The sequence below is a fragment of the Streptomyces sp. NRRL F-5630 genome (assembly GCF_000719475.1).
GTDB lineage: Bacteria > Actinomycetota > Actinomycetes > Streptomycetales > Streptomycetaceae > Streptomyces.
The window spans coordinates 1-22,784 of record NZ_JOGO01000071.1; the positions used below are offsets into that span (position 1 = coordinate 1).

20 protein-coding genes are annotated in these 22,784 nt (G+C 74.8%); 8 read left to right on the forward strand and 12 right to left on the reverse strand.

Annotated features, from left to right (window positions below):
- Window positions 1–81 precede the first annotated feature (81 nt).
- From IF99_RS0124980 to uraD, 3 genes are read right to left on the reverse strand one after another with little or no spacing between them, the layout of a single operon-like run.
- On the reverse strand, window positions 82–1,467 hold the full coding sequence (locus IF99_RS0124980) for an 8-oxoguanine deaminase (RefSeq protein ID WP_030999573.1): 1,386 nt from the start codon (window positions 1,465–1,467) through the stop codon (window positions 82–84).
- Window positions 1,468–1,499: 32 nt separating this feature from the next.
- Window positions 1,500–2,498, reverse strand: coding sequence for a factor-independent urate hydroxylase (gene pucL / locus IF99_RS0124985; protein WP_420705717.1), 999 nt, complete (start codon window positions 2,496–2,498; stop codon window positions 1,500–1,502).
- 5 nt (window positions 2,499–2,503) lie between these two features.
- Window positions 2,504–3,328, reverse strand: a complete 825-nt coding sequence (gene uraD / locus IF99_RS32905) for a 2-oxo-4-hydroxy-4-carboxy-5-ureidoimidazoline decarboxylase (protein ID WP_078655272.1) — start codon at window positions 3,326–3,328, stop codon at window positions 2,504–2,506.
- A gap of 265 nt (window positions 3,329–3,593) precedes the next feature.
- On the opposite strand from uraD, the gene IF99_RS0124995 reads away from it, so the two are divergent.
- Entirely contained in the window at window positions 3,594–3,827 is a 234-nt protein-coding gene (locus tag IF99_RS0124995) for a hypothetical protein (protein WP_030999578.1), read from the forward strand.
- A 244-nt stretch (window positions 3,828–4,071) separates the two neighbouring features.
- On the forward strand, window positions 4,072–5,919 hold the full coding sequence (locus IF99_RS0125000; protein ID WP_234340844.1) for an arabinofuranosidase catalytic domain-containing protein: 1,848 nt from the start codon (window positions 4,072–4,074) through the stop codon (window positions 5,917–5,919).
- A gap of 210 nt (window positions 5,920–6,129) precedes the next feature.
- Here IF99_RS0125000 and IF99_RS0125005 read toward each other — a convergent pair whose 3' ends face one another.
- Together IF99_RS0125005 and IF99_RS0125010 are read right to left on the reverse strand one after the other, a co-directional pair.
- Complete coding sequence (locus IF99_RS0125005) at window positions 6,130–6,540, reverse strand: helix-turn-helix domain-containing protein (RefSeq protein WP_051703677.1); 411 nt, start codon at window positions 6,538–6,540, stop codon at window positions 6,130–6,132.
- Window positions 6,537–6,788 carry a hypothetical protein gene (locus IF99_RS0125010; protein ID WP_030999584.1) on the reverse strand — a complete coding sequence of 84 codons (252 nt, stop codon included), beginning with the start codon at window positions 6,786–6,788 and terminating at the stop codon, window positions 6,537–6,539. Before IF99_RS0125010 ends, IF99_RS0125005 begins: the two co-directional genes overlap by 4 nt.
- 239 nt (window positions 6,789–7,027) lie before the next feature.
- On the opposite strand from IF99_RS0125010, the gene IF99_RS0125015 reads away from it, so the two are divergent.
- Window positions 7,028–7,687 (forward strand): hypothetical protein, encoded by a 660-nt coding sequence (locus IF99_RS0125015; protein ID WP_030999585.1) that lies wholly within the window; start codon window positions 7,028–7,030, stop codon window positions 7,685–7,687.
- A 161-nt stretch (window positions 7,688–7,848) separates the two neighbouring features.
- Here IF99_RS0125015 and IF99_RS0125020 read toward each other — a convergent pair whose 3' ends face one another.
- Both IF99_RS0125020 and IF99_RS0125025 read right to left on the reverse strand, forming a co-directional pair.
- On the reverse strand, window positions 7,849–9,486 hold the full coding sequence (locus IF99_RS0125020; RefSeq protein WP_030999586.1) for an AMP-binding protein: 1,638 nt from the start codon (window positions 9,484–9,486) through the stop codon (window positions 7,849–7,851).
- Window positions 9,483–11,210: an AMP-binding protein gene (locus IF99_RS0125025; protein ID WP_030999587.1), complete on the reverse strand. Its 1,728-nt coding sequence runs from the start codon at window positions 11,208–11,210 to the stop codon at window positions 9,483–9,485. Before IF99_RS0125025 ends, IF99_RS0125020 begins: the two co-directional genes overlap by 4 nt.
- A 125-nt stretch (window positions 11,211–11,335) precedes the next feature.
- On the opposite strand from IF99_RS0125025, the gene IF99_RS0125030 reads away from it, so the two are divergent.
- From IF99_RS0125030 to IF99_RS0125040, 3 genes are all read left to right on the forward strand, one after another.
- Window positions 11,336–12,220 (forward strand): helix-turn-helix transcriptional regulator, encoded by an 885-nt coding sequence (locus tag IF99_RS0125030; protein ID WP_030999588.1) that lies wholly within the window; start codon window positions 11,336–11,338, stop codon window positions 12,218–12,220.
- Window positions 12,221–12,384: 164 nt separating this feature from the next.
- The gene (locus IF99_RS0125035) at window positions 12,385–12,897 is read left to right on the forward strand and encodes a DinB family protein (RefSeq protein ID WP_030999589.1); all 513 of its coding nucleotides are present in this window, start codon (window positions 12,385–12,387) and stop codon (window positions 12,895–12,897) included.
- 46 nt (window positions 12,898–12,943) lie between these two features.
- The gene (locus IF99_RS0125040; RefSeq protein ID WP_030999590.1) at window positions 12,944–13,594 is read left to right on the forward strand and encodes a maltokinase N-terminal cap-like domain-containing protein; all 651 of its coding nucleotides are present in this window, start codon (window positions 12,944–12,946) and stop codon (window positions 13,592–13,594) included.
- A 37-nt stretch (window positions 13,595–13,631) separates the two neighbouring features.
- On the opposite strand, the gene IF99_RS0125045 is transcribed toward IF99_RS0125040, so the two are convergent.
- Genes IF99_RS0125045 through IF99_RS0125060 form a run of 4 tightly spaced genes read right to left on the reverse strand, consistent with a single transcriptional unit; the run spans window position 13,632 to window position 18,677 of the window.
- A complete protein-coding gene (locus IF99_RS0125045) occupies window positions 13,632–14,765 on the reverse strand; it encodes an XdhC family protein (RefSeq protein ID WP_030999591.1) in 1,134 nt (377 codons plus the stop codon).
- A 17-nt stretch (window positions 14,766–14,782) separates the two neighbouring features.
- Entirely contained in the window at window positions 14,783–17,182 is a 2,400-nt protein-coding gene (gene pucD / locus IF99_RS0125050; RefSeq protein WP_030999592.1) for a xanthine dehydrogenase subunit D, read from the reverse strand.
- 35 nt (window positions 17,183–17,217) lie between these two features.
- Window positions 17,218–17,793 carry a (2Fe-2S)-binding protein gene (locus IF99_RS0125055; protein ID WP_030999593.1) on the reverse strand — a complete coding sequence of 192 codons (576 nt, stop codon included), beginning with the start codon at window positions 17,791–17,793 and terminating at the stop codon, window positions 17,218–17,220.
- Window positions 17,784–18,677 (reverse strand): FAD binding domain-containing protein, encoded by an 894-nt coding sequence (locus IF99_RS0125060; protein ID WP_030999594.1) that lies wholly within the window; start codon window positions 18,675–18,677, stop codon window positions 17,784–17,786. The genes IF99_RS0125055 and IF99_RS0125060 overlap by 10 nt, the downstream gene beginning before the upstream one ends.
- Before the next feature lie 275 nt (window positions 18,678–18,952).
- Here IF99_RS0125060 and IF99_RS0125065 point away from each other — a divergent pair, with 275 nt between their 5' ends.
- On the forward strand, window positions 18,953–20,683 hold the full coding sequence (locus tag IF99_RS0125065) for a PucR family transcriptional regulator (RefSeq protein WP_030999595.1): 1,731 nt from the start codon (window positions 18,953–18,955) through the stop codon (window positions 20,681–20,683).
- 464 nt (window positions 20,684–21,147) lie between these two features.
- Window positions 21,148–21,864 carry a hypothetical protein gene (locus IF99_RS0125070; protein ID WP_030999597.1) on the forward strand — a complete coding sequence of 239 codons (717 nt, stop codon included), beginning with the start codon at window positions 21,148–21,150 and terminating at the stop codon, window positions 21,862–21,864.
- Window positions 21,865–21,931: 67 nt separating this feature from the next.
- Here IF99_RS0125070 and IF99_RS0125075 read toward each other — a convergent pair whose 3' ends face one another.
- Window positions 21,932–22,780 (reverse strand): GntR family transcriptional regulator, encoded by an 849-nt coding sequence (locus IF99_RS0125075; protein WP_030999599.1) that lies wholly within the window; start codon window positions 22,778–22,780, stop codon window positions 21,932–21,934.
- Window positions 22,781–22,784: the final 4 nt, after the last annotated feature.

Sequence of the window (22,784 nt, forward strand, 5' to 3'; positions counted from 1 at the left end):
CCCCCGCCCGGCCCTCCCCCGACGTCGCCCGCCCCGCCACCCCCGTCCCGCCCGCCCATAGGCCCTGTGTGCTCGGGGAGTTCAGTCCATCAGCGCCGCCAGCCGCCTCGCCTCATCGCGCGCCTCGCGCGCGACGAGTTCCTCGTCGGCGTGGACGAGGCGGCCGTGCTCGACGACGGGGCGGCCGCCGACGAGGGAGAGGGTGACGGGGGCGGGGGCGCCGAGGACGAGGGCGGCGACCGGGTCGGCGATCGTGGAGTGCGCGAGGGTGTCCAGGCGCCACAGGACGAGATCGGCGAGCTTGCCCGGCTCCAGGGAGCCGATCTCGTCCTGGCGGCCGAGGACGCGGGCACCCCCGGCCGTCGCGAGGCGCAGCGACTGCCGTGCGGTGAGGGCCGATTCGCGGTGCGGGCCGAGGCGGGCGACGAGGACGGCGTTGCGCAGTTCGGTGTGGAGTTCGCCGGACTCGTTCGACGCCGTGCCGTCGACGCCCAGGCCGACGGGCACGCCCGCGGCGAGCAGGTCGGGGACGCGGGCGATCCCGGCGGCGAGACGGGCGTTGGAGGAGGGGCAGTGCGCGACGCCGGTGCCGGAGCGGGCGAAGGCGGCGATGTCCGCGTCCTCCATGTGCACGCAGTGCGCCATCCACACGTCCTCGCCGAGCCAGCCGGTCGAGGCGAAGTAGTCGGTGGGGCCCATGCCGAACAGCTCACGGCAGAACTCGGCCTCTTCGCGGGTCTCCGAGCCGTGCGTGTGCAGCCGTGCTCCTTTGCGTCGCGCCAACTCCGCTCCCTCTTTGAGGAGTTCCGTGGAGACGGAGAACGGGGAGCAGGGGGCGACGGCGACGTGGGTCATCGCGCCGAAGGCGGTGTCGTGGAAGCGGTCGACGGTCTCCTCGGTCGCGGCCAGGGCCTCGTCGAGGGCCTCGACGGCGAAGTCGGGCGGGAGCCCGCCGTCCGAGGCGCCCCGGTCCATCGAGCCGCGCGCGAGCGTGAAGCGCACGCCCAGGTCGAGAGCCGCCCCGACGAGGGCCCCGGAGAGGTCGCCCGCGCCGCGCGGGTAGATGTAGTGGTGGTCCATCGCGCAGGTCACGCCGCCGCGCGCCATCATCGCGAGCGAGGCGCGCGCGGCGGCGCGGACCATGGGTGCGTCGATGCGCGCCCAGGTCGGGTAGAGGGCGACGAGCCAGTCGAAGAGCTTGTGGTCCGTGGCGAGTCCGCGGGTGAGCCACTGGTAGAAGTGGTGGTGAGTGTTGACGAGTCCGGGCGTGAGGAGGTGCCCGGTTCCGTCGACGCGGCGGCGGACGTCCGCGAGACCGGCGGGGGCGGGCCCCGGGCCGAGGGACTCGATGCGCTCGCCGTGGACGACGAGATGCCCGGCGGTGCACTCGGTGCCCTCGGCGTCGACGGTGGCGAGGGCGGCGTTCTCGATGACGACGCGCCCCTGCGGGACGGGAGTTGGGGTCACGGTGTGCGTCCTTGGGGAGCGGGTGGTACGGCTCAGAGGTTGCTGTGGTCGACGGGGATGCGGGCCTCGTGGCCGGCGCGCAGGATCGTCGCCTCGATGAGGCCGTAGGGGCGGTCGGCCGCGTAGTAGACCTCGTTGTCGTTGCCGAGGCCGAAGGGCGCGAGGTCGACGAGGAAGTGGTGTTTGTTGGGCAGCGAGAAGCGCACCTCGGCGATCTCGGGGCGGTGCTCGATGATCCGGCTGCCCATGCGGTGCATCGTCTGCTGGAGCGAGAGCGAGTACGTACCGGCGAAGGCGGCGAGGAGGTGGGCGCGGGTCTCGCGGTAGGAGGTGTCCCAGTCGGGCTCCGTCCCGGCGTCCTCGGCCGGGGTGTCCTCGGTGCGGGCATGGCGCCAGCGGCCGGAGACCTCGGTGGCGAGGATGCGGTCGCGGGTCTCCGGGAGGGTCGTGTAGGGGTCCTTGGCGAAGCCGTGGAACTCGGAGTCCGTCGTGTTGAGGACGGTGAGGCCCTTGAGCCCGGAGATCACCTGGCGGCGGCCGTCCTCGTACGTGACCTCGCAGAGCCGGGTCTCGCCGCCGCTGCGGGCGAAGGAGTGCGCGGGGCCTTCGGCGGGATCGGTGAGGCGGTCCCAGGCGTACTCCTCGACGCGGACCCGGGCCCGGTGGATGCTCGGCTGCGTCGTGACGAAGTGGCGCGCGAGGCGGGTGGCGAACTCCTCGGGCGAGGCGATGCCGTGTTCCTTCGCGAAGACGTAGACGGTGTTCTTCATCGTGTCGGTGGGCAGGCAGTGGGCGTTCGAGCCGGTCAGGTGCACGTCGTCCAGGTCACCGGAGAGAGCGATCGAGACGTTGAGGTCCCGCAGGTGGTGGACCGCGCCCTCGCGGACGACGCGGACGACGCGGACCTCGGCCTTGCCGTACTGGTTCTGCCCGAGCACGGAGACGGCGGCGGGGACGGCCCCGGCGGAGGCCGCGGGGGTGCCGGAGGGGCCTTCAGGGGCGGGGGCGGCTTCGGGTCCGGTCTTCGGCATGGTGCCTAGCTCCCTCGGTATGCGGAGTAGCCGTACGGGCTGAGCAGCAGGGGGACGTGGTGGTGCTCGCCGGGGGTCACGCGGAACACGAGGCTGACCTCGGGGAAGAAGGAGGCGGCCGGGACGTGGCCCGCCGTGGTGAACTCCAGGCGGACCTCGGTGGTGCCGACGGGGGGTGCCGGCAGGTCGCGGCACCGCCCGTCCGCGTCGGTCACGGAGGAACCGACGACGGTCCAGGGGGCCTTCTCGCCCGAGCGGGCAGCGAGCGTGACGGGCACGGCGGGCGCGGGACGGCCCGCGCTCGTGTCGAGCACGTGCGTGGAGACCGTGGCGGGCGCGGCGGACGGTGGCGGTTCGGGGAAGAGCCGGTCGAGACGGATGCGGTGGATGGCGGCGAGTTCGGTACGGGCGCGGGCGCGCTCGGCCGCGGGCGTGTTGCCGAGACGCTCCTCCAGGGCCGCGAGGATGTCGGCGGCGGTGCGCCCGGTGGCGCGGATGAGGAAGACGTGTCCGAACTTCTCCTCGTAGGCGCGCGTGAGGTCCCGCACGCGGGCGCGCAGTTCGGCGGGGGCCTCGGCCACCGCGCTCTGCTCGCGCGCCGAGGTGGCGTCACCGGGGCGGCCGATGGGCGGGTGCCCGGCGAGGGCCTCGTCGAGGTCGGGGCCCTCCAGCGCGGCCGTCGCCGCGTCGCTCGCCGCGTGGAGCGCGGCGGCGTCCTCGTACGGCCGTCCGGCGAGCATCGCCGCCGCCCAGGCGCCGCTGGAGCAGACCCCGCCCAGGACGGACCGGGCCTCGGGGGCGGGAAGGGCGTTGAACCGGCTGAGCGTCACGGGGACCTCCCGGGTCCTTGTGCGGTCGTGCTGCGGTACGGCTGCGGACAGCTAAGACCTTCCCCCTCGGACGCGTCAACACTTTGTTGAAATCAGGTGGCGAGTGGATACGCCGACGTAACACGGGCGCAAAGAGGGACACTTGGGAAGGACGTGGCCCGGCGCGTCCCGGCGTGTCATGGGGCCGAACGGGGGGTGCGGGGCCGGCTGGGGTGTTCACACCGGCGTCGCGCCTTTGTCAGTGGCGCCCTCTACGGTGGAACCCATGACGCAGACGTCCCGTTCTGTCACTCCGCCCCGCCACGACGCCGTGCTCGGCACGGTCTCCCCCACCGCGCGGGCCGCCGCGCCGCCCCGCCCCGCCGCCGTGGTCAACGCGGAGATCCGCGCCCTGTGGTGCGCGGGAGGGCGGCTCGCCGAGGAGCGGCGCGGGGAGTACGAGGCGCTGCTCGCCGAGTGGTCGGAAGCGCTGCGCGCGGAGATCGTCACCGCCGCGTGAGCGGGGACCGGAACGGGACCGGGACGCCGTGGCACTCGCCTCGGCAATCCAACAGATTCAGACAGGACCATCAGGGAGGGAATGAAGAAAGCAACAAATATTGACGGAACCACGCAACGGTTCTACGTTCCCGGTCAGCCAGACGGCTCAGCGAACTCGCCGCCCCCATCGGCCCGTTCGTCCCCCACTGCCTCCGGGAGCGCCCATGCGCGGCAGACCCCGTACCTCTCCGTCCTGTCCCCCCTTGCCCGGGGCGCTCGTCCGGCGCGCGCGCCGCGCGGTGGCCTCGGTTTTCGGTGTCCTCGGGCTCCTGCTCGGGGCGCTGCTCGCCCTCCCGGCGCCCGCGGGGGCCGCCGGTTCCCTGCCCTGCGACCTCTACGCGGCGGGCGGCACCCCGTGCGTCGCCGCGCACAGCACGACCCGTGCGCTCTTCTCCTCGTACAACGGGCCGCTCTACCAGCTCACGCGGGCCTCGGACCGCGCCACGAGCGATGTCCGGACGCTCGCGGCGGGCGGGTACGCGGACGCGGCCCACCACGACGCCTTCTGCGCGGACACGTCCTGCTCGATCACGAGGATCTACGACCAGACCACCCGCCACAACGACCTCTTCGTGGGCCCCGCGGGCACGGCGGGCGGCGCCGACCGGGGCGCGGACGCGAGCGAGATCGCGGTGACCGCGGGCGGCCACAAGGTGTACGGGATCTGGGGCACGCCCGGCGTGGGCTACCGCTCGCACGGCGCGGCCTCGGGAACGGCGGTGAATGGGCAGCCCGAGGGCGTGTACATGGTCGCGAGCGGCACCCACGTCGGTTCGGACTGCTGCTTCGACTACGGGAACGCAGAGTCCACCCCGGCCGACACGGGCAACGGGCACATGGACGCCGTCTCGATCGCCACGACGTGCTACTTCGCCCCCTGCTCAGGCAACGGCCCCTGGGTCGAGGCCGACCTGGAGAACGGCATGTTCCAGGGCGACAACGGCTCGAACACCGCGAACAAGGGGAACGCCACCCCGTACGTCACCGCCGTGCTGAAGAACGACGGGCAGACCAGGTACGCGCTCAAGGGCGGTGATTCCACGGCGGGCGGGCTCACGACGTGGTGGGACGGGCCGTTGCCGACGCGCGGCGGGTACCGGCCCATGCAGCAGGAAGGCGGGATCATCCTCGCGACCGGGGGCGACAACAGCAACCGGAACATGGGCACGTGGTTCGAGGGCGCGATGGTCTCGGGCTACCCGAGCGACGCGACCGAGAACGCGGTGCAGGCCGACATCGTCTCGGTCGGCTACCACGGCCAGACGAGCGTCCCGAACGGCCCGCAGGGCACGCTCACGGGTCCCGGCGGCCAGTGCGTGGACGTCGCGGCGGACGACACGGGCACGAACGGCGCCGCCGTACAGCTGTGGAACTGCCAGTCCTACGCCGAGGACCAGCACTGGGAGCACCGTGCCGACGGCTCGCTCGCGACGCTCGGCCGCTGCCTCGACATCAACGGCAACGGCACCGCGGCCGGTACCGAGGTCGAGCTGTGGGACTGCGACGGCGCCGGCGGCCAGAAGTGGGTCCAGCAGGCGGACGGCTCGCTGCGCAACCCGCAGTCCGGTCGCTGCCTCGATTCACCGAACGGCGCGACGGCCAACGGCACGCGCCTGCGGATCTGGGACTGCAACGGCGCGGCGGCGCAGAAGTTCGCCGTGAACGGCGGGGCACCCGTCAAGGGGCCCGGCGGGAAGTGCGTGGACGTGGCCGCCGACGACAGCGGGACGAACGGCGGCGCCGTCCAGCTGTGGGACTGCCAGTCCTGGGCGGCCGACCAGCACTGGGCGCTGAGCCAGGACGGACGGCTGCACACGCTCGGCCGCTGCCTCGACATCACCGGGAACGGCACGGCGAACGGCACCCAGGTGCAGCTGTGGGACTGCGGTGGCGCGGGCGGCCAGGTCTGGCAGCAGCAGGGCGACGGCTCGCTGCGCAACCCGCAGTCCGGTCGCTGCCTCGACTCCCCGGACGGCGCGACGGCCAACGGCACGCGGCTGCGGATCTGGGACTGCAACGGAAGCGCGGCGCAGAAGTTCGCACTCGGCTGAGCGGGGGGCGCCCCGCGCGCGGGGCGGCAGGCCGCGAGCCGCGCAGGGCGCCCCCGTACCGGTGAAGCGCTCCCCCGCCTCCCCGGACAGGCCCCGGACGGCTCCCCCCGCCCGGGGCCTCGGCGCGTCTCACGGTCCGGAGGCTCGGTGTCGCACGGCCGGTGCCTCGCGTGCCCGGCGTCCGGGGAGGTGGCGTCGTGGGCTTCCGCCTCAACGCTCCTTGGCTCGCTGCTCGTTGACGTGCCGGAGATAGTTGTAGACGGTGAAGCGCGAGACGCCGAGGGCGGCGGCGACGGTCTCGACGCCGTGCCGCACCGTGAACGCGCCGCGCGCCTCGAGCTGCCGGACGAGGTCCTGCTTGGTGCGGCGGTCGAGCGCCGCGAGGGGGCCGTGGAGCCGTTCGAGCCCTTCGACGATCCGGTCCAGGCTGTCGTCCCCGAGCCCGGGCAGCCGCACCGCGACGACCTCCTCGCCCTCCCAGCGCAGCACGATGTCCTCGGGCGCGGCGGCGGCCGGGTCGAGCAGTTCCCCGCCCATCGCGTCGACGAGGGGGCGGACGGCTTCGAGCAGCGGGTGCGGTACGGGTATGCCGTGCGGCGGTACGGACCCGGGCGCGCTCATCGCTCGTCCTCCGGGAGGACGCTGACCTGGAGCGAGACACGGTCGGCGCCCGCGCCGATGGTCGTGCGCAGCAGTTCGGCGACGGTCGCGACGACCTCCTCCGCGCTGCCCTCGGCCGTGTTGCCGAAGGGGCCGACGTCGATCCCTTCGAGTGGCGCGGCGCGCAGCACCTCGCGGGCGACGAGCGCGTGCCGGGGCGCCTGTTCGAGGTCGAAGGGCTCGGTGGTGAACTCGACCCGCAACCGCATGAGACGCCTCCCGCCGTGGCCGCGCACCCCCGTTCGGGGGCGCGGGAGCGACCCTAACCGACGGGGTCGCCAGGGACGCGGGGAGCCGCCGCCCGGGGCGGGACAGGCGCGGCTTTCGCGCCGACTCCCGGCGGGGCGGGACGGGACGGGAGGATGATGGGAGCACGTCTCGTACGCAGCGGGGCGCCTCTCGCGCGCTCCGTGCGCGCGGCCCGTCCGTCAAGGTCCTGGAGCACGTCATGGCCTCCGTCGCCGTCACCTGCCCGGTCTGCCGCCGTGTCGGCAGCCACCTCCCGCCCGAGTTGCCCTGCGCCTGCGGGATGCCCGTGGTCCTGCCGCTCGTGGACGGGGGGATGGGCGAGCCGGTGGAGCGGCACGACTGGGACGAGGAGTGGCTCGCCGTGCGCTGCGTGGCCTGCGCGCGGACGACGCGGTGGCCCCGGCCCGAGTACGGCTGCCCGTGCGGGGCGCTCCTCCGGCTCGCGGTCGACGAGGGCGAGGAGCCCGGCTCCGTGCCGCTCGCGCGGCAGCCCGGCACGCCCGCCCCGATCCGTTCGGCGCGGGACGCCGTGACGGCGGCGGCACTGCACCTCGGGCGGCTCGGCCACGGCGAGATACACCGGGCCGCGCAGCCCGCGCCGGCGGGCGTCGCGCTCGCCGCGCGGGGGCTGCTCGCGCACGTCGAGCCGAGCCGGAGACGCCTGACGGTGCGGGACGTCGAGTGCCTGTGGCTCGCCGCGCTCGCCGCCGGCGCCGATCCGGTGGGCTTCACCCGGGGCGGCCCCGGCCCCGAGGCGGCCGCGAGCGCGGAACGGCTCGGGGTGCCGCTCTTCGCGCTGGAGGCGACGGGCCTCGTCCGGCCGTTGAACGAGGCGGCCGAGCGGCTGGGCCACCGGTAGGCGGCACATGAGCAGTGCCCCGCGGGGCCGAAGGGCCCGGCGAGCCGCACGGCCCCGCGCCTCACGTCCACGTGCCGTACGTCCCCGCGCGGGGCCACCCCCCGCACGGCTTCGCGCGGCCCCCGGGCCGGTAGCAGAACTCCGGGCCCCGTACCGCGCGTTCAGGCGTCCCCGTCGCCCCCGTACGTCTCGCGAAGTTCGATCTTCCGTACCTTTCCCGAGACCGTCATGGGGAAGGCGTCGAGGACTTCGAGGCGGCGGGGGATCTTGTAGGAGGCGAGGCGGTCGCGGCAGAAGGCGCGGATCTCGTCGAGCGTCGGCGGGTCGGCGGGGTCGCGCGGGATGACGCAGGCGAGGACGGACTCGCCGTAGCGCGCGTCGGGGACGCCGACGACCTGGACGTCCGAGACCTTCGGATGAGTATGGAGGAACTCCTCGATCTCGCGCGGGTAGACGTTCTCGCCGCCCCGGATGATCATGTCCTTGATGCGGCCCGCGATCTCGACGTAGCCGTCCTCGCGCATGAGGGCGAGGTCGCCGGTGTGCATCCAGCGGCCGGGATCGACGACCTCGGCGGTGCGCCCGGGGTCCTCCCAGTAGCCGAGCATGACGGAGTAGCCGCGCGTGCACAGTTCGCCCCGCGTGCCGCGCGGCACCGTGACGCCGCTGACGGGATCGACGACCTTGATCTCCAGGTGCGGCAGGACGCGCCCCACGGTGCCCGTGCGGTGTTCGAGGTCGTCGTCGGCGCGGGTCTGGCAGGAGACGGGCGAGGTCTCGGTCATGCCGTAGCAGATGGACACCTCGGCCATGTGCATCTCGGCGACGACCCGCTTCATCACCTCGACGGGGCACGGCGAGCCCGCCATGATCCCGGTGCGCAGCGAGGTGAGGTCGAAGGAGGCGAAGTCCGGGAGGTTCAGCTCGGCGATGAACATCGTCGGCACCCCGTACAGCGACGTGCACCGCTCCTTCTCGACGGCCTCCAGGGTCGCGCGCGCGTCGAAGGAGGGCGCGGGGATGACGACGCACGCGCCGTGGGACATGGCGCCGAGGTTGCCCATCACCATGCCGAAGCAGTGGAAGAAGGGAACGGGCAGGCACACGCGGTCGCTCGCCGTGTAGCCGATGGTCTCGCCCACCCAGAAGCCGTTGTTCAGGAGGTTGTGGTGCGAGAGGGTCGCGCCCTTGGGGAAGCCCGTGGTTCCTGAGGTGTACTGGAGGTTGACGGGATCGTCGCAGGACAACTCGGCTTCGCGCTCTCGCAGTCGCGCGAGCGGGATGTCCGCGCCCGCCTCCATGAGGGCGTCCCAGCTCGGGTCGCCGATGTAGACGGCCTCGCGCAGTTCGGGGCACTCGGGGCGCACCTCGTCGACGAAGGCGCGGTAGTCGGTGTCTCGGTGGCGCAGCGAGGCGACGAGGAGCTGGGTGCCGGACTGCCGCAGCACGTACCCGAGTTCGTGGGCGCGGTAGGCGGGGTTGATGTTGACGAGGAGGGCGCCGACGCGCGCGGTCGCGTACTGGAGCATGACCCACTCGGCGCTGTTGACGGCCCAGATGCCGACCCGGTCGCCCTTGAGGACACCGCGGGCGAGGAGCCCGCGCGCGAGGCGCTCGACGGCCTCGCCGAAGGCGGAGTACGTCCAGCGCCGGCCGCTCGCGACCTCGACGAGGGCTTCGCGGCCGGGGTGGGCGGCGATGATCCGGGCCAGGTTCTCGCCGATCGTCTCGCCGATGAGGGGCGTGGTCGAGGTGCCGTGGGCGTAGGAGGGCGCGGCCACGGGGATCGCAGTGCTCATCGGAAGTCCTCCTCGCGGTACTCGGCGTCGGAGCCGTTCGCGGTCGCCTCGCGGAGTTCCACGCGGCGGATCTTGCCGGAGATGGTCTTGGGCAGCGGGCCGAACTCCAGCCTGCGCAGGCGCTTGTAGGGGGCGAGGACGGCGCGCGAGTGCGCGAAGAGGAGCTTCGCGGTCGCGGCGTCCGGCGCGTATCCCTCGGCGAGGACGATGTACGCCTTCGGGACGTTGAGGCGGACGGGGTCGGGCGCGGGCACGACGGCGGCCTCGGCGACGGCGGGGTGTTCGAGCAGCGCGCTCTCCAGCTCGAACGGGCTGATCTTGTAGTCGCTCGCCTTGAAGACGTCGTCGGCGCGTCCCACGTACGTGAGATAGCCGTCCTCGTCCCTGGCGCCGATGTCGCCCGTGCGGTAGTACCCCCCGGCCGTCGCCGCGGAGGTGCGTTCCTGGTCGCCGTGGTAGCCGCGCATGAGGCCGACGGGGCGAGCGGAGAGGTCGAGGCTGATCTCGCCCTCGGTGGCGCCGGGTTCGCCGGTCACCGGGTCGAGGAGCTCGATCGTGAAGCCAGGGCTGGGACGGCCCATCGAGCCGGGCTTGAGGGGCTGGCCCGGGGAGTTGGCGACGGCGACGGAGGTCTCGGTCTGGCCGAAGCCGTCGCGGATCGTGACGCCCCAGGAACGGCGCACGTGCTCGATGACCTCGGGGTTGAGGGGCTCGCCCGCCGCGACGACGGAGCGCGGCGGGGTCCTGAGGCCGCTCAGGTCGGCCTGGATGAGCATCCGCCACACGGTGGGCGGCGCGCAGAAGCTCGTGACGCCCGCGCGGTCCATCTCGGCCATGAGACGGCCCGCGTCGAAGCGCGTGTAGTTGAAGACGAAGACGGTCGCCTCGGCGTTCCACGGCGCGAAGAAGTTCGACCAGGCGTGCTTGGCCCAGCCGGGCGAGGAGATGTTGAGGTGCACGTCCCCCGGGCGCAGACCGATCCAGTACATCGTCGAGAGGTGGCCCACGGGGTAGGACAGGTGGGTGTGCTCGACGAGTTTGGGGCGCGCGGTGGTGCCGGAGGTGAAGTAGAGCATGAGGGTCTCGTCGGACCGCGTCGGGCCCTCGGGGAGGAAGTCGGCGCTCGCCGCGGCGGCTTCGGCGTAGTCGTGCCAGCCGGGGACGGGCTCGCCGACGGCGACGCGGGTCCAGTCGCCGGGGACCCGCGCGAACTTCTCCAGGTCGGCGGAGCGGGCGACGACGTGACCCACCTCGCCGCGCTCGATGCGGTCACGCAGGTCGAGGGGACCGAGGAGCGTGGTCGCCGGGATGACGACGGCGCGCAGCTTCATCGCTGCGAGCATGAGTTCCCACAGCTCGGCCTGGTTGCCGAGCATGAGGAGAATACGGTCGCCCGGGGCGACACCGAGGCCGCGCAGCCAGTTCGCGGCGCGCGCGGAGCGCCGGGAGAGTTCGGCGAAGGACAGTTCCAGGCGTGAGCCGTCCTCCTCGACGAGGTGCAGCGCGGTGCGCTCGTTGTCCTCGGCGATCCTGTCGAACCAGTCGAGCGCCCAGTTGAACAGCTCGGGGCGGGGCCATGTGAAGCCGGCGTGGGCCGCCGCGTAGTCCTCGCCGTGGCGGAGGAGGAAGTCGCGGGCGGCGCGGAAGGCGGCGGTGGGGGCCGGTTCTCCGTCGCTGGCGGCCGGTCCGCCGGGCGCGGCGGCGGCGGGGGGCGTTGCCGACATGTGTCCTCCAGGTTGCGAAACCACTCGTGCTCATCGTGAGATGCGTGACACAGGTCTCACTACCCCCGTTCGGGGGTGGGGGGCGGAGGGCACGCGGAGCGGCACCCGTGGGACGGAGGACGGTCATGGCGGCGCACACAGGGGCAGGCGGCGGAGCGGGGGGTGCGGGAGGGGACGCGGAGTGGGCGGCGGACGCGGCGGAGATCCGGGCCGCGCTCCTGCGGCTGCGGCGCGCGACCGGGCTGCCGGTCGCGTTCGGCGGGCCGCTCGTGGGGGCGGGGGCCGCGCGGGTGCGGATCGGTGAGCTGAGCGGGACGGCGACGGCGGCGCTCGACGGGCTCGCGGTCTCGGCGGGCAACGGTCTGGGCGGCAAGGCGATCACGCTGACCCGCCCGTGCACGGTCACCGACTACCGCGTGGCGCGCTCCATCAGCCACGAGTACGACACGCCGGTGGCGGCGGAGGGCCTGCGCTCGGTCCTCGCGGTGCCCGTCGTGGTGCGGCGCCGGGTGCGGGCCGTGCTGTACGGGGCCCTGCGCGCGCCGCAGCCGCTCGGGGACCGCACGCTGCGCGCGGCGGTCGAGGCGGCGCGCGACGTGGAACAGACGCTGGTGGTGCGGGACGAGGCGCGGGCCCTCGCGGCGGCGGGCGGCGCGGCGGCGCGCGCCGGGTCCTGGCGGGAGGTGCGGGAGACGGGCGCCCACCTGCGGGGCCTCGCGGAGCGCCTCGGCGACCCGGCGCTGCGGGCCGAACTCCTCGGCGTGTGCGCGCGCCTCGCGGCGGCCGAGGGCGGGCTGCCCCGCGAGACGCGGGCATCCCCGCTGACGCCGCGCGAGGTGGAGGTCCTGATGGTCGTCGCCGAGGGCGCGACCAACGCGGCGGTCGCGCGCAGGCTCGGGCTGCGCCCGGAGACGGTGAAGGCGTACCTGCGGGCGGCGATGCGGAAGCTGGGGGCACGCACGCGCGGTGAGGCGGTGGCGGTGGCGCGACGGGCGGGCGTGGTGGGCTGAAGGGCGCGGTCGGCCGAGGAACGCGCAGCCCCGTACGTGCCGCCCGTGGCGGCGGGAAGACGCGCGTGCGCGCCTCCGCGCTCGGCCCGGGTTGTCGGACCCCCCGGCTACCGTGAGCACGGGTGCGGAGGCACGCGGGCCACGGGAAGGCGGCGGAGGCGGGTATGGGTACGGACGCGGAGGTCTCCGTGTTGCGCGCGGCACTGCGCGCCCAGCGGGAGCACGTGCTCGGGGCGCTGGAGGGGCTGGACGAGGAGCAGGTACGGCGGAAGGTGCTGCCCTCGGGGTGGTCGTGCCTGGGGCTCCTGCGTCATCTCGCGCTCGACGTCGAGCGGTTCTGGTTCCGCGGAGTGCTCGCCGCGGAACCGGTGGTCGTGGCCTCGGTGACGGGGACGAAGGCGGGGGACGACGCCTGGCGGCCCGCCCCCGGGGACACCGGGGACGGGCTGCGAGCGCTGTACCGGGCGGAGGCGGAGCGCGCGGACGAGATCCTCGGCGGGCTCACCGCCGCGGAGGCGCCCGCCTGGTGGCCGGGTGAGCTGTTCGGCTCGTACCGGCTGCGCACCGTCCGCGAGGTCCTCGTGCACGTCCTCACGGAGACCGCCTGCCACGCGGGCCACGCCGACGCCGTACGGGAGTTGATCGACGGCAGGCAGTGGCTCGTCCTGGACGGCTGAGCCCCGTTACCCTCGTCAGCCCGACCTGGCGAGCAGGAGAGACACCATGGCGAAGATCCACCGCACGACGCTGACTCCCGGCAAGCTCGAACTGCTCGCCGCCTGGCTGCCGAAACAGCCGTGGTACGGGGGCGGGAACGGGCCCACGGCGCTGGAGAAGGCGGGAGGCTTCCGGCTGGACGACCCGGCGGGCGAGGTGGGGATCGAGTTCATGGCGGTCACCGACAAGGCGGGCGCCGAGGTGGTCACGTACCACGTGCCGCTGACCTACCGGGGCGCGCCGGTGGACGGGCTCGAAGCGGCCCTCGTCGGGACGAGCCGGCACGGTGTGCTCGGCAAGCGCTGGGTGTACGACGGGGCGCACGACCCGGTGCTGTGCGCCCAGTTGCTGGCTCTCGCGCGCGGCGAGGCCGAGCCGCAGGCGCAGAGCCTCAGCGACACGCCCGACCCGAGCGTGCACGGCCGCTGGGACGGTCCGCCGCCCGAGGGCGAGGCGACGCCGAGCGGTGTCGTGTCGGGGCCGGAGGGCACGTCGACGGTGCTGTGCGGCGGGCGGCTGATGCTCCGTACGCACCGCGTGCTGCGCGCGGCGGACGCGGAGTTCCCGCCGGGGCTCGTCGGGTACGTGAGCGGCCTCGCCCCCGCCGATCTCTCGGCGCGGTCCCTGTACGCCTCCTTCCACCTGCCGACGCCCTGAGCCCGGAAGGAGGCCAGCCCGCCTCCCTCGCGTCTCCTCACACCCCCGACCCCGCCGGGTCCCGGCGGTGGATCGGTGCCGGGGAGTCCGTGAGCGGGACGCCCGTGGCGCCGTGGCGGTGGGCGACGATCTCGGCGGCGATGGACAGGGCCGTCTCCTCCGGGGTGCGGGCGCCCAGGTCGAGGCCGATCGGGGAGCGCAGGCGGGCGAGTTCGGGCTCCGTGAGTCCTTCGGCGCGCAGTCGGCGCAGGCGGTCCTCGTGGGTGCGGCGCGAGCCCATCGCGCCGACGTAGGCGACGGGCAGCCGCAGGGCGCGGGCGAGGAGGGGAACGTCGAACTTGGCGTCGTGCGTGAGGACGCACAGGACGGTGCGCGCGTCGGTGGGGGTCCGGTCGAGGTAGGTGTGGGGCCAGGCGACGACGAGTTCGTCGGCGTCGGGGAAGCGGGCCCGGGTCGCGAAAACGGGTCGCGCGTCGCACACGGTGACGTGGTAGCCGAGGAAGGACCCGGCGCGGGCGAGCGCCGCCGCGTAGTCGATGGCGCCGAAGACGATCATGCGGGGCGGCGGGACGCGCGATTCGACGAGGAGCGTGACGGGCTGTCCGCAGCGCGAGCCGTCCGCGCCGATCGTCACGGTGCCGGTGCGGCCGAGGGCGAGCAGCGCCGCGGCCTCCGCCGCGGCGGAGCGGTCGAGTTCCGCCGGGCCGCCGCAGCCGCCCCGCACCGTGCCGGAGCCGTCCACGACGAGGGGGCGGCCGAGGAGGGCGGGCGGTCCCGCGACGACGCGGGCGAGGGCGCGCGGGGCGCCCTCGGCGACGGCGGTGAGGACGTCCGCGTACAGGCGGGCGGCGGCGGTGCCGGGCCGGACCGGCACGACGAGCACCTCGATGACGCCGCCGCAGGTCAGGCCGACGGCGAAGGCGTCCTCGTCGCTGTAGCCGAAGCGCTCGGCGAGCGGGCGGTCCTCGGCGAGCGCCGCGCGGCACAGTTCGTACACCGCGCCTTCGACGCAGCCGCCGGAGACGGAGCCGACCGCATCGCCCGCCGCGTCGACGGCGAGGGCCGCGCCGGGCGGGCGGGGCGCGCTGCCCGTGACGGCGACGACGGTCGCGACGGCGAAGGCGCGGCCGTCGGCGGCCCACCGGCGCAGGGTGGGGGCGAGGTCGAGCATGGCGGTCTCCGGAGGGGTCAGTCCACGAGGTGTTCGGGGCGTACCGGGGTGCGGTCGAGCGCGCGGCCCGTCGCGGCGCGGATCGCCGCGAGGACGGCGGGCGTCGAGGAGAGCGTGGGCGCCTCGCCGATCCCGCGCAGGCCGTAGGGGGCGTGGTCGTCGGCGAGTTCGAGGATGTCGAGGGGGATCGTGGGCGTGTCGAGGATGGTGGGGATGAGGTAGTCGGTGAAGGAGGGGTTGCGGACCTTCGCCGTGACCGGGTCGACGAGGATCTCCTCCATGACGGCGATGCCGAGGCCCTGGGTGCTGCCGCCCTGGATCTGGCCCTGCACGGAGAGCGGGTTGAGGGCCTTGCCGACGTCCTGCGCGCAGGCGAGTTCGACGACTTTCACGAGGCCGAGTTCGGTGTCCACCTCGACGACGGCGCGGTGCGCGGCGAAGGAGTACTGGACGTGCCCCTTGCCCTGCCCGGTGCTCCGGTGGAAGGGCTCGGTGGGGCGGTGACGCCATTCGTCCTCGATCTCCACGGCCTCGTCCCCGAGGACATCGGCGAGGCTCGCGAGGACTTCGCCGCCCTCGGTGACGACCTTGCCGTCCTCCAGGAGGAGTTCGGCGTGTGCCCAGGCCGGGTGGTACGTGCCGAACTTGACGCGGCCGAGGTCGAGCACGCGGGCGCGGACGAGTCCGCACACGTGCTTGACGGCGCCGCCGGTCATGTAGGTCTGGCGCGAGGCGGAGGTCGATCCGGCCGAACCGACGCGCGTGTCGGCGGGGTTGATGGTGACCTGGGTGATGCCGAGTTCGGTGCGGGCGATCTGCGCGTGGACGGTGACGCCGCCCTGGCCGACCTCGGCCATCGCGGTGTGGACGGTCGCGACGGCCTCGCCCGCGATGCTCTCCAGGCGCACGCGCGCGGTCGAGTAGTCGTCGAAGCCCTCCGAGAAGCCGACGTTCTTGATGCCGGCCGCGTAGCCGATGCCCCGTACGACGCCCTCGCCGTGGCTCGTGTTCGACAGCCCGCCGGGCAGGTGCCGCACGTCGGCGCCCTCGCTGGACTCCCACTGCCGTTCGGGGGGCAGAGGGCGGGCCTTGACGCGGCGCAGGAGCTCGGCGACGGGCGCGGGCGAGTCGACCACCTGCCCGGTCGGCATCACGGCGCCCTGCTCCATCGCGTTGAGGCGGCGGAACTCGACGGGGTCCATGCCGAGCGCGGCGGCGAGCTTGTCCATCTGCGCCTCGTAGGCGAAGCACGCCTGGACGGCGCCGAAGCCGCGCATCGCGCCGCACGGCGGGTTGTTGGTGTAGAGGGCGACCGCCTCGATCTCGACGTCGTCGACGACGTACGGGCCCGCGCCCAGCGAGGCGGCGTTGCCGACGACGGCGGGAGAGGAGGAGGCGTAGGCGCCGCCGTCCAGGACGATGCGCGCCCTGAGGTGGGTGAGCTTGCCCTCGCGGGTCGCCCCGTGCTCGTACCAGAGGCGCGCGGGGTGGCGGTGGACGTGGCCGAAGAAGGACTCGAAGCGGTTGTAGACGATCTTGACGGGCTTGCCGGTGCGGAGCGCGAGCAGGCAGCCGTGGATCTGCATGGACAGGTCCTCACGGCCGCCGAAGGCGCCGCCGACGCCGGAGAGCGTCATACGGATCTTCTCCTCGGGCAGGCCGAGGACGGGGGCGATCTGGCGGAGGTCGGAGTGCAGCCACTGCGTGGCGACGTAGAGGTCGACGCCGCCGTCGTCGGCGGGCACGGCGAGTCCGGACTCGGGGCCGAGGAACGCCTGGTCCTGCATCCCGAAGAAGTACTCGCCGCTCACGACGACGTCCGCGCGCCGGGCCGCCCCGGCGGCGTCGCCGCGCACGATGGGCTGGCGGTGGACGATGTTCGGGTGAGGGACGTGCCCGGCGTGGTGGTCGGCGCGGCCCTCGTGGAGGAGCGGGGCCCCCGGGGCGGTCGCGGACGCCTCGTCGGTGACGACGGGCAGTTCGCGGTAGTCGACGCGGATCTTCGCGGCGGCGCGGCGCGCGGTCTCGGGGTGGTCGGCCGCGACGAGCGCGACGGGCTCCCCGTGGTGGCGGACGCGGCCGTGGGCGAGGACGGGCGTGTCCTGGATCTCCAGTCCGTAGTGGCGCACGGCGGTGGGCAGGTCGTCGTAGGTGAGGACGGCGTGCACGCCGGGGGTGGCGAGGGCCTCGGCGGTGTCGATCGAGCGGATCTCGGCGTGGGCGTGCGGGGAGCGCAGGGTGTGGCCCCACAGCATGTCCTCGTGCCACATGTCCGAGGCGTAGGCGAACTCGCCGGTGACCTTGAGGATGCCGTCGGGGCGCGGCGTCGACTCGCCGATGCCGCCGGGGGTCGTGGTGCCGGGGCGGCCCTGGATGAGGTGGGTGGGGACGCCGCTGGGGGTGCGGGGGCTGGTCACCGGGCCCTCGCCAGGGGTACGGGTGCGGGAGCCGGTCACCGGGCCTCCTCGGTACGGGCCGTGTCCTGGCGGGCGGCGGCGAGGCGGACGGCGTCGAGAATTTTCTCGTAGCCGGTGCAGCGGCACAGGTTCCCCGACAGGGCCTCGCGGATGTCGGCGTCACTGGGCGAGGGGACGCGTTCGAGCAGGTCGTCGGCGGCGACGAGAAGGCCCGGGGTGCAGAAGCCGCACTGGACGGCGCCCGCGTCGACGAATGCCCGCTGGACCGGCGAGAGCGCCGGGCCGCCCGGCTCGCGGGGGCTCGCCTCCCAGCGCCGGGGGTCGTCGGGAGGGGTGGCCGCGGGCTCCGTGCCGGCACGCCGGGCCGCGTACTCCGCGAGTCCTTCGACCGTATCGACGCGCCGTCCCTCCGCCTGTCCCGCGGCGACGAGGCAGGCGCAGACGGGCACGCCGTCGAGCCGGACCGTGCAGGAGCCGCACTCGCCCTGCTCGCAGGCGTTCTTGGAGCCCGGCAGGCCGAGGCGTTCGCGCAGCACGTACAGGAGCGACTCGCCCTCCCACACGTCGTCGGCCTCGTGGCGCCGTCCGTTGACGACGAGGTTCACGCGCATGATGCTCCGTTCCGGCGCTGCTCGGTGCCGAGGGCCTGCCAGGCCCAGGTGAAGGTGCGGCGGGCCATGACGCCGACCGCGTGCCTGCGGTAGGCGGCCGAGCCGCGGACGTCGTCGATGGGGTTGCAGGCGCCCGAGGCGAGCTGCCCGAACTGCCGCAGCGCCGCCTCGCCCGGTGGCCTGCCGGTCTCCCAGGAGCGCTCCTCGTCGAGTACGGAGGTGAGGAACTCCTCGGCGGCCTTCGCACGGACGGGGGTGGGCGCGGCCGAGCCGATCCCGGTGCGCAGGGTGCGGCGGTCGGGGTGGAGCGCGAGGCCGAAGGCGCACACGGCGATGACCATGGCGTTGCGCGTGCCGACCTTGGAGAACTGCTGCGGGCCGCGCGCGGCGGGCAGGTGGATCGCGCGGATCAGCTCGTCGGGCGCGAGGGCGTTGCGCTTGACGCCGGTGTAGAAGTCGTCGACGGGGACGTGGCGCGTGCCCCGTACCGAGGCCACCTCGATGTCGGCGCCCGAGGCGAGGAGCGCGGGGTGCGCGTCCCCCGCGGGGGAGGCGGTGCCGAGGTTGCCGCCGACGCCGCCCCGGTTGCGGATCTGCGGCGAGGCCACGGTGTGCGCGGCGCGCGCGAGACCGGGCAGCTCGGTGGCCAGCTCGGTCATGATCCGCGTGTACGGGACCGAGGCGCCCAGGCGCACCGTGTCGCCGTCCCGTTCCCACGTGCTCAGCGCGGTGACGCGGCCGAGGTCGATGAGGTGCGCGGGCCTGCGGTGGTCGAAGTTCAGCTCGACCATGACGTCGGTGCCGCCCGCGAGCGGGACGGCAGCGGGGTGCGCGGCCTTCGCGGCGAGCGCCTCCTCCCAGCTTGCTGGTCTCAGGAATTCCATGCGGACTCCATGCGGGTCTCTCCCGGTCGGTCGTGCGGTCGGAAGGGGGCGAGCGGGGGCAGAGGGCGAGCGGGGGCAGGAGGCGGGGGCGGGCTCCCGTACGGCCGTACCACGGGTGCGCCCAGTGAAGCGGTGACAGGGCCGTTCCGCACAGTCACCGAACCCCTGAACGAATTGGCTGTCCAGGGGCCGCGTCTTGTAGATTCGTATGAAGAATCAGGGCGATTTACTTCGCTGTTTCGCCCAGGAAACCCACACGGATCGGCGGCGGGGACATGCGGCTGCGCGCATTGCTGGAGAGCGGCACCCTGGGGCTCCGGCTGCTCGGCGGCGCCGAGGAGCTGGACCGTACGGTGCGCGGGGTCATGACGACCGACCTGCGCGACCCGAGCCGCTACCTCTCGGGGGGTGAGCTGGTCCTCACGGGGCTCGCCTGGCGGCACGCCCCCGAGGACTCCGAGTCCTTCGTGCGGATCGTCGCCGAGGCGGGTGTCGCCGCGCTCGCGGCGGGCGAGGCGGAGCTGGGCCCGGTCCCCGAGGACCTGATCGCGGCCTGCGCCCGTTACCAGGTCCCGCTCTTCTCGGTGAGCGAGTCCGTCGCCTTCGCGACGATCACCGAGCACATCGTCCGGCAGGTCTCCGGCGAGCGCGCCGGGGACCTCGCGGCGGTCGTGGACCGGCACCGCAAACTCATGACGGGCGGTCCGGCGGGCGGTCCGGGCGCGGTGCTCGACCTGCTGGGCAACGACCTCGACCTGCACGCCTGGGTGCTCTCGTCGACCGGCCGCGCGATCGCGGGCTCGGCCCGCACCGGCGCGCCGGTGCTCGCCCCCGAGGTCCGCGAGACCCTCGCCTCGGCCCGTCTCGACGCCGTGCGGACCGGACGGCTCGGCGCGCAGCGCGTCACTGTCGGCGACACCGTCTACTCCCTCTTCCCCGTGCAGTCCACGACACCGGGCCCCTTGGACGCGCGCCGCGCCGGGCTGGGGCAGTGGGTGCTGGCCGTCGCGGCGGACGCCTCCGACTGGCCCGCCGGGCGGCGCGAACTGCTCGACGGCGTCACCCAGCTCATCGCGGTCGAGCGGGACCGCAGGGACGCGGGCCGCTCGGTACGGCGGCGCCTCGCGGGCGAGGTCCTCGACCTCGTGCAGAGCGGCGCCCCGGCCGCCGAGACGGCCGCGCGCCTGCGCGCCGCCGGCCCGCTCCTGCTGCCGGGCACGAGCAGCGCCCCGTACTGGCAGATCGTCGTCGCCTCCGTCGAGTGGGAGGACGAGACCCCCGGCGAGGCCACGGGACGCCTCGCGCGCGACCTCCTGGAGGAAGTCCTCGCGAGGGGCACGGAGGCGCCGGGCCGGGCGGGCGAGGACGGGCTGCCCGCGCCCGCCGGTACGGACCTGCCGGGCCCCGGGGACGAACCAGCGGACCGCGCCGCCGTCACGCAGCTCGGCGCCGAGGCCGTCGCCCTCGTCCCGCTGTCCGCGCGCCCGGGCGACGAGGAGCACACGGGCGCCGAGCTGGACGCGACGCACCTCGTGGGCCCGGCGGGCGCCCCGCTCGCGGCGGGGCTGGGCACGCAGGGCAGGCTCACGGTCGGCGTGAGCGCGGCGGTGCACTCCGCCGAGGGCCTGCGCGGCGCCTTGGAGGAGGCCCGTCACGCGCGCCGGGTCGCGGCGGCCCGCCCGGGGCCCGTCAACGCGGCCGGGCACCAGGAACTCGCCTCGCACGTACTCCTCCTGCCGTTCGTCCCCGACGACGTGCGGCGTGCCTTCACCGCCCGGCTCCTCGACCCGCTGCGCGTCTACGACCGCCGCCACCGCGCCGAGCTGGTCCCCACCCTGGAGGCGTTCCTCGACAGCGACGGCTCCTGGACGCGGTGCGCGGCCCGGCTCCATCTGCATGTGAACACCCTCCGCTACCGCGTGGGCAGGATCCAGCAACTGACGGGGCGTGACCTGTCGCGTCTGGAGGACAAGCTGGACTTCTTCCTGGCGCTGCGGATGAGCTGAGGGACGCGAGCCCGGGAGGCCGGGGCCCGGGAGCAGTCGGGGGCCGGAGGCGGGGCGCGAGGGTCCGCGGCTGCGGAGGCCGGGCCGGGAGACGCGGCGGGGCGTGCGGCGTGCCGGGGGCGGGAACGCTCGCGCGCCGCGCCCCCTGCCGTACGGGGGCCGGGGCCCCCTCCCCCGCGCCGTGGATGATCCGGGTCCGTCGCGTCCCGGCGGAGTCCCCGCCTCCGCCGCTCCCTCGCAGGTCGGGCGGTACGGGGGCGCGTAGGGCTCGCGGGAGGGGCCCGACACGCGCCCGGCGCGTTTGTGAAAACTTTCACCCACCCTCTTGGCGGCCCGCCACCCGCCGTGCTGAGATGCACGTCACAGCTCACCGGCGCGCGTGATGTGAGGAGGGGACTGTGGCGGACACCGCCATGCCTTGGTCCGTATCGACGTCGAAGCCGGGACCTGCGGGGGAGACGGAAGTGTTCGACCGGTCGGTGTGGCGGCTGCGGTCACGCGGCTGCTGGACCGAAGCGGCCTCCCTGCTCGCCCCGCTCCCCGGAGCGGAAGCCGCCCTGCGGCGCACCGAACTCCTCGCGGAACGCTGCCTGTACACGGGCGAGGGCTGGGCGGAGGCGGAGGACGCGCTGCGCGCGGCCGAGGCGCTCGCGCACAGTGACGACGAACGCGGCACGGCCGCCTGCGAACGCGGGCACCTCGCCTACCTCGCCACCTCGCTCGGCGTCAGGGACCGTGCCGACGAGGCGAGTTCGGCGCTCGGCAGAGCGGCGGCACTGCTCGCCCCCGGCTCCCCCCATCGCCCGCTCCTCGACTACCGGCGCGGCCTCATCGCCGAACACCTCGCCCACGCGCCCCAGCCCGCCCGGGCGGCCTACCGCCGCGCGCAGGCGGGCGCCACCGCCCACGGCGACCGCTTCCTCCTCGCCCGCACCTGGTACCGCCTCGCCGAACTCGCCCTGCGCGACGGCGAGGCGACCGAGGCCAGGCACGGCTTCACGCAGAGCCTGGCGCTGCGCGAGAGCCTGGGCGACCTCGTCGGCACACCCCCGACCCTCGCGGCCCTCGCCGAGACCGCCCCCGAACCGGAGGCGGAACGGCTGCGCGCGGAGGCGCGGAGACTGTGGGGGCTCCTGGGCGGGATACCGAGGCTGCTGGAGGGACGACTGGGGGTGGAGTGACGGCGGCGGGAGGAGGGGGGACGGCCGCTTCCGCTCCGGCGGGCGTCCGGCCTCGCCCCGCGCCTCCTCAGCCCCGCACCCCCAGGTGACTGCGCAGCACCGTCGCCAGCGTCGCCGTATCGGCCCGCTCGATCGCGTCGAGCAGCGCTGTGTGCTGCGCCGCCTCTTCCGCCCAGGGCCGGGGCGTACGGGCGCGAGGGCTTCCCGCGCGGCGGTGGAGGGCGTCGGCGACGCGGGTCAGCTCGGGATTCCCGTGCAGGCCGAGCAGTGCCGCGTGGAAGGCGCGATCGGCCTCGCCGTAGCCCGTGCGGTCGCCCGTACGGGCCAGCTCCTCGGCCCGCGCGGCGAGGGGGCGCAGCTCCGGGGGCAGCGCGGGCAGCGTGGCGGCGAGCCGGGTGAGGACGGGCAGCTCGATCAGGAGCAGCACCTCGGCGAGCGCCGCCGCGTCGGCGTCGGTACGGGCCAGGACACGGAAGCCGCGATTGGGCACCGTCTCGACGGCCCCCTCGGCGGCGAGCCGCTGCATCGCCTCGCGTACCGGCGTCGCCGAGACCCCGTACCGCTCCCCCAGCGCGGGCGCCGAGTAGACCCGCCCCGCCTCCAGCTCGCCCGAGTCGAGCGCCGCCCGCAGTGCCTCAAGGACCTGGCCGCGCACCGAGGTGCGGCGCAGCGGGGTGCGGGCGTGTCCCGGGTGGTCCTGCCCCCGCGCGGAGCCGTGCGCGAGGTCGGCGGGACAGGCGGGACCGCCGGGGGGACGCGCCGAACCACCCGGACGCGCGCCCGTACCGCTCCCCCGCGCCGCGCCACGCCCGCGCGTGCCGCCGATCGCGTCTTCACCCGGACGGCGGGGCGGGGGGACGCGCTCCTCGACCCCGTCCGCCGGGTGCGGGCCTCGGGGGGCCGGTTCGCGTTCCACTTCG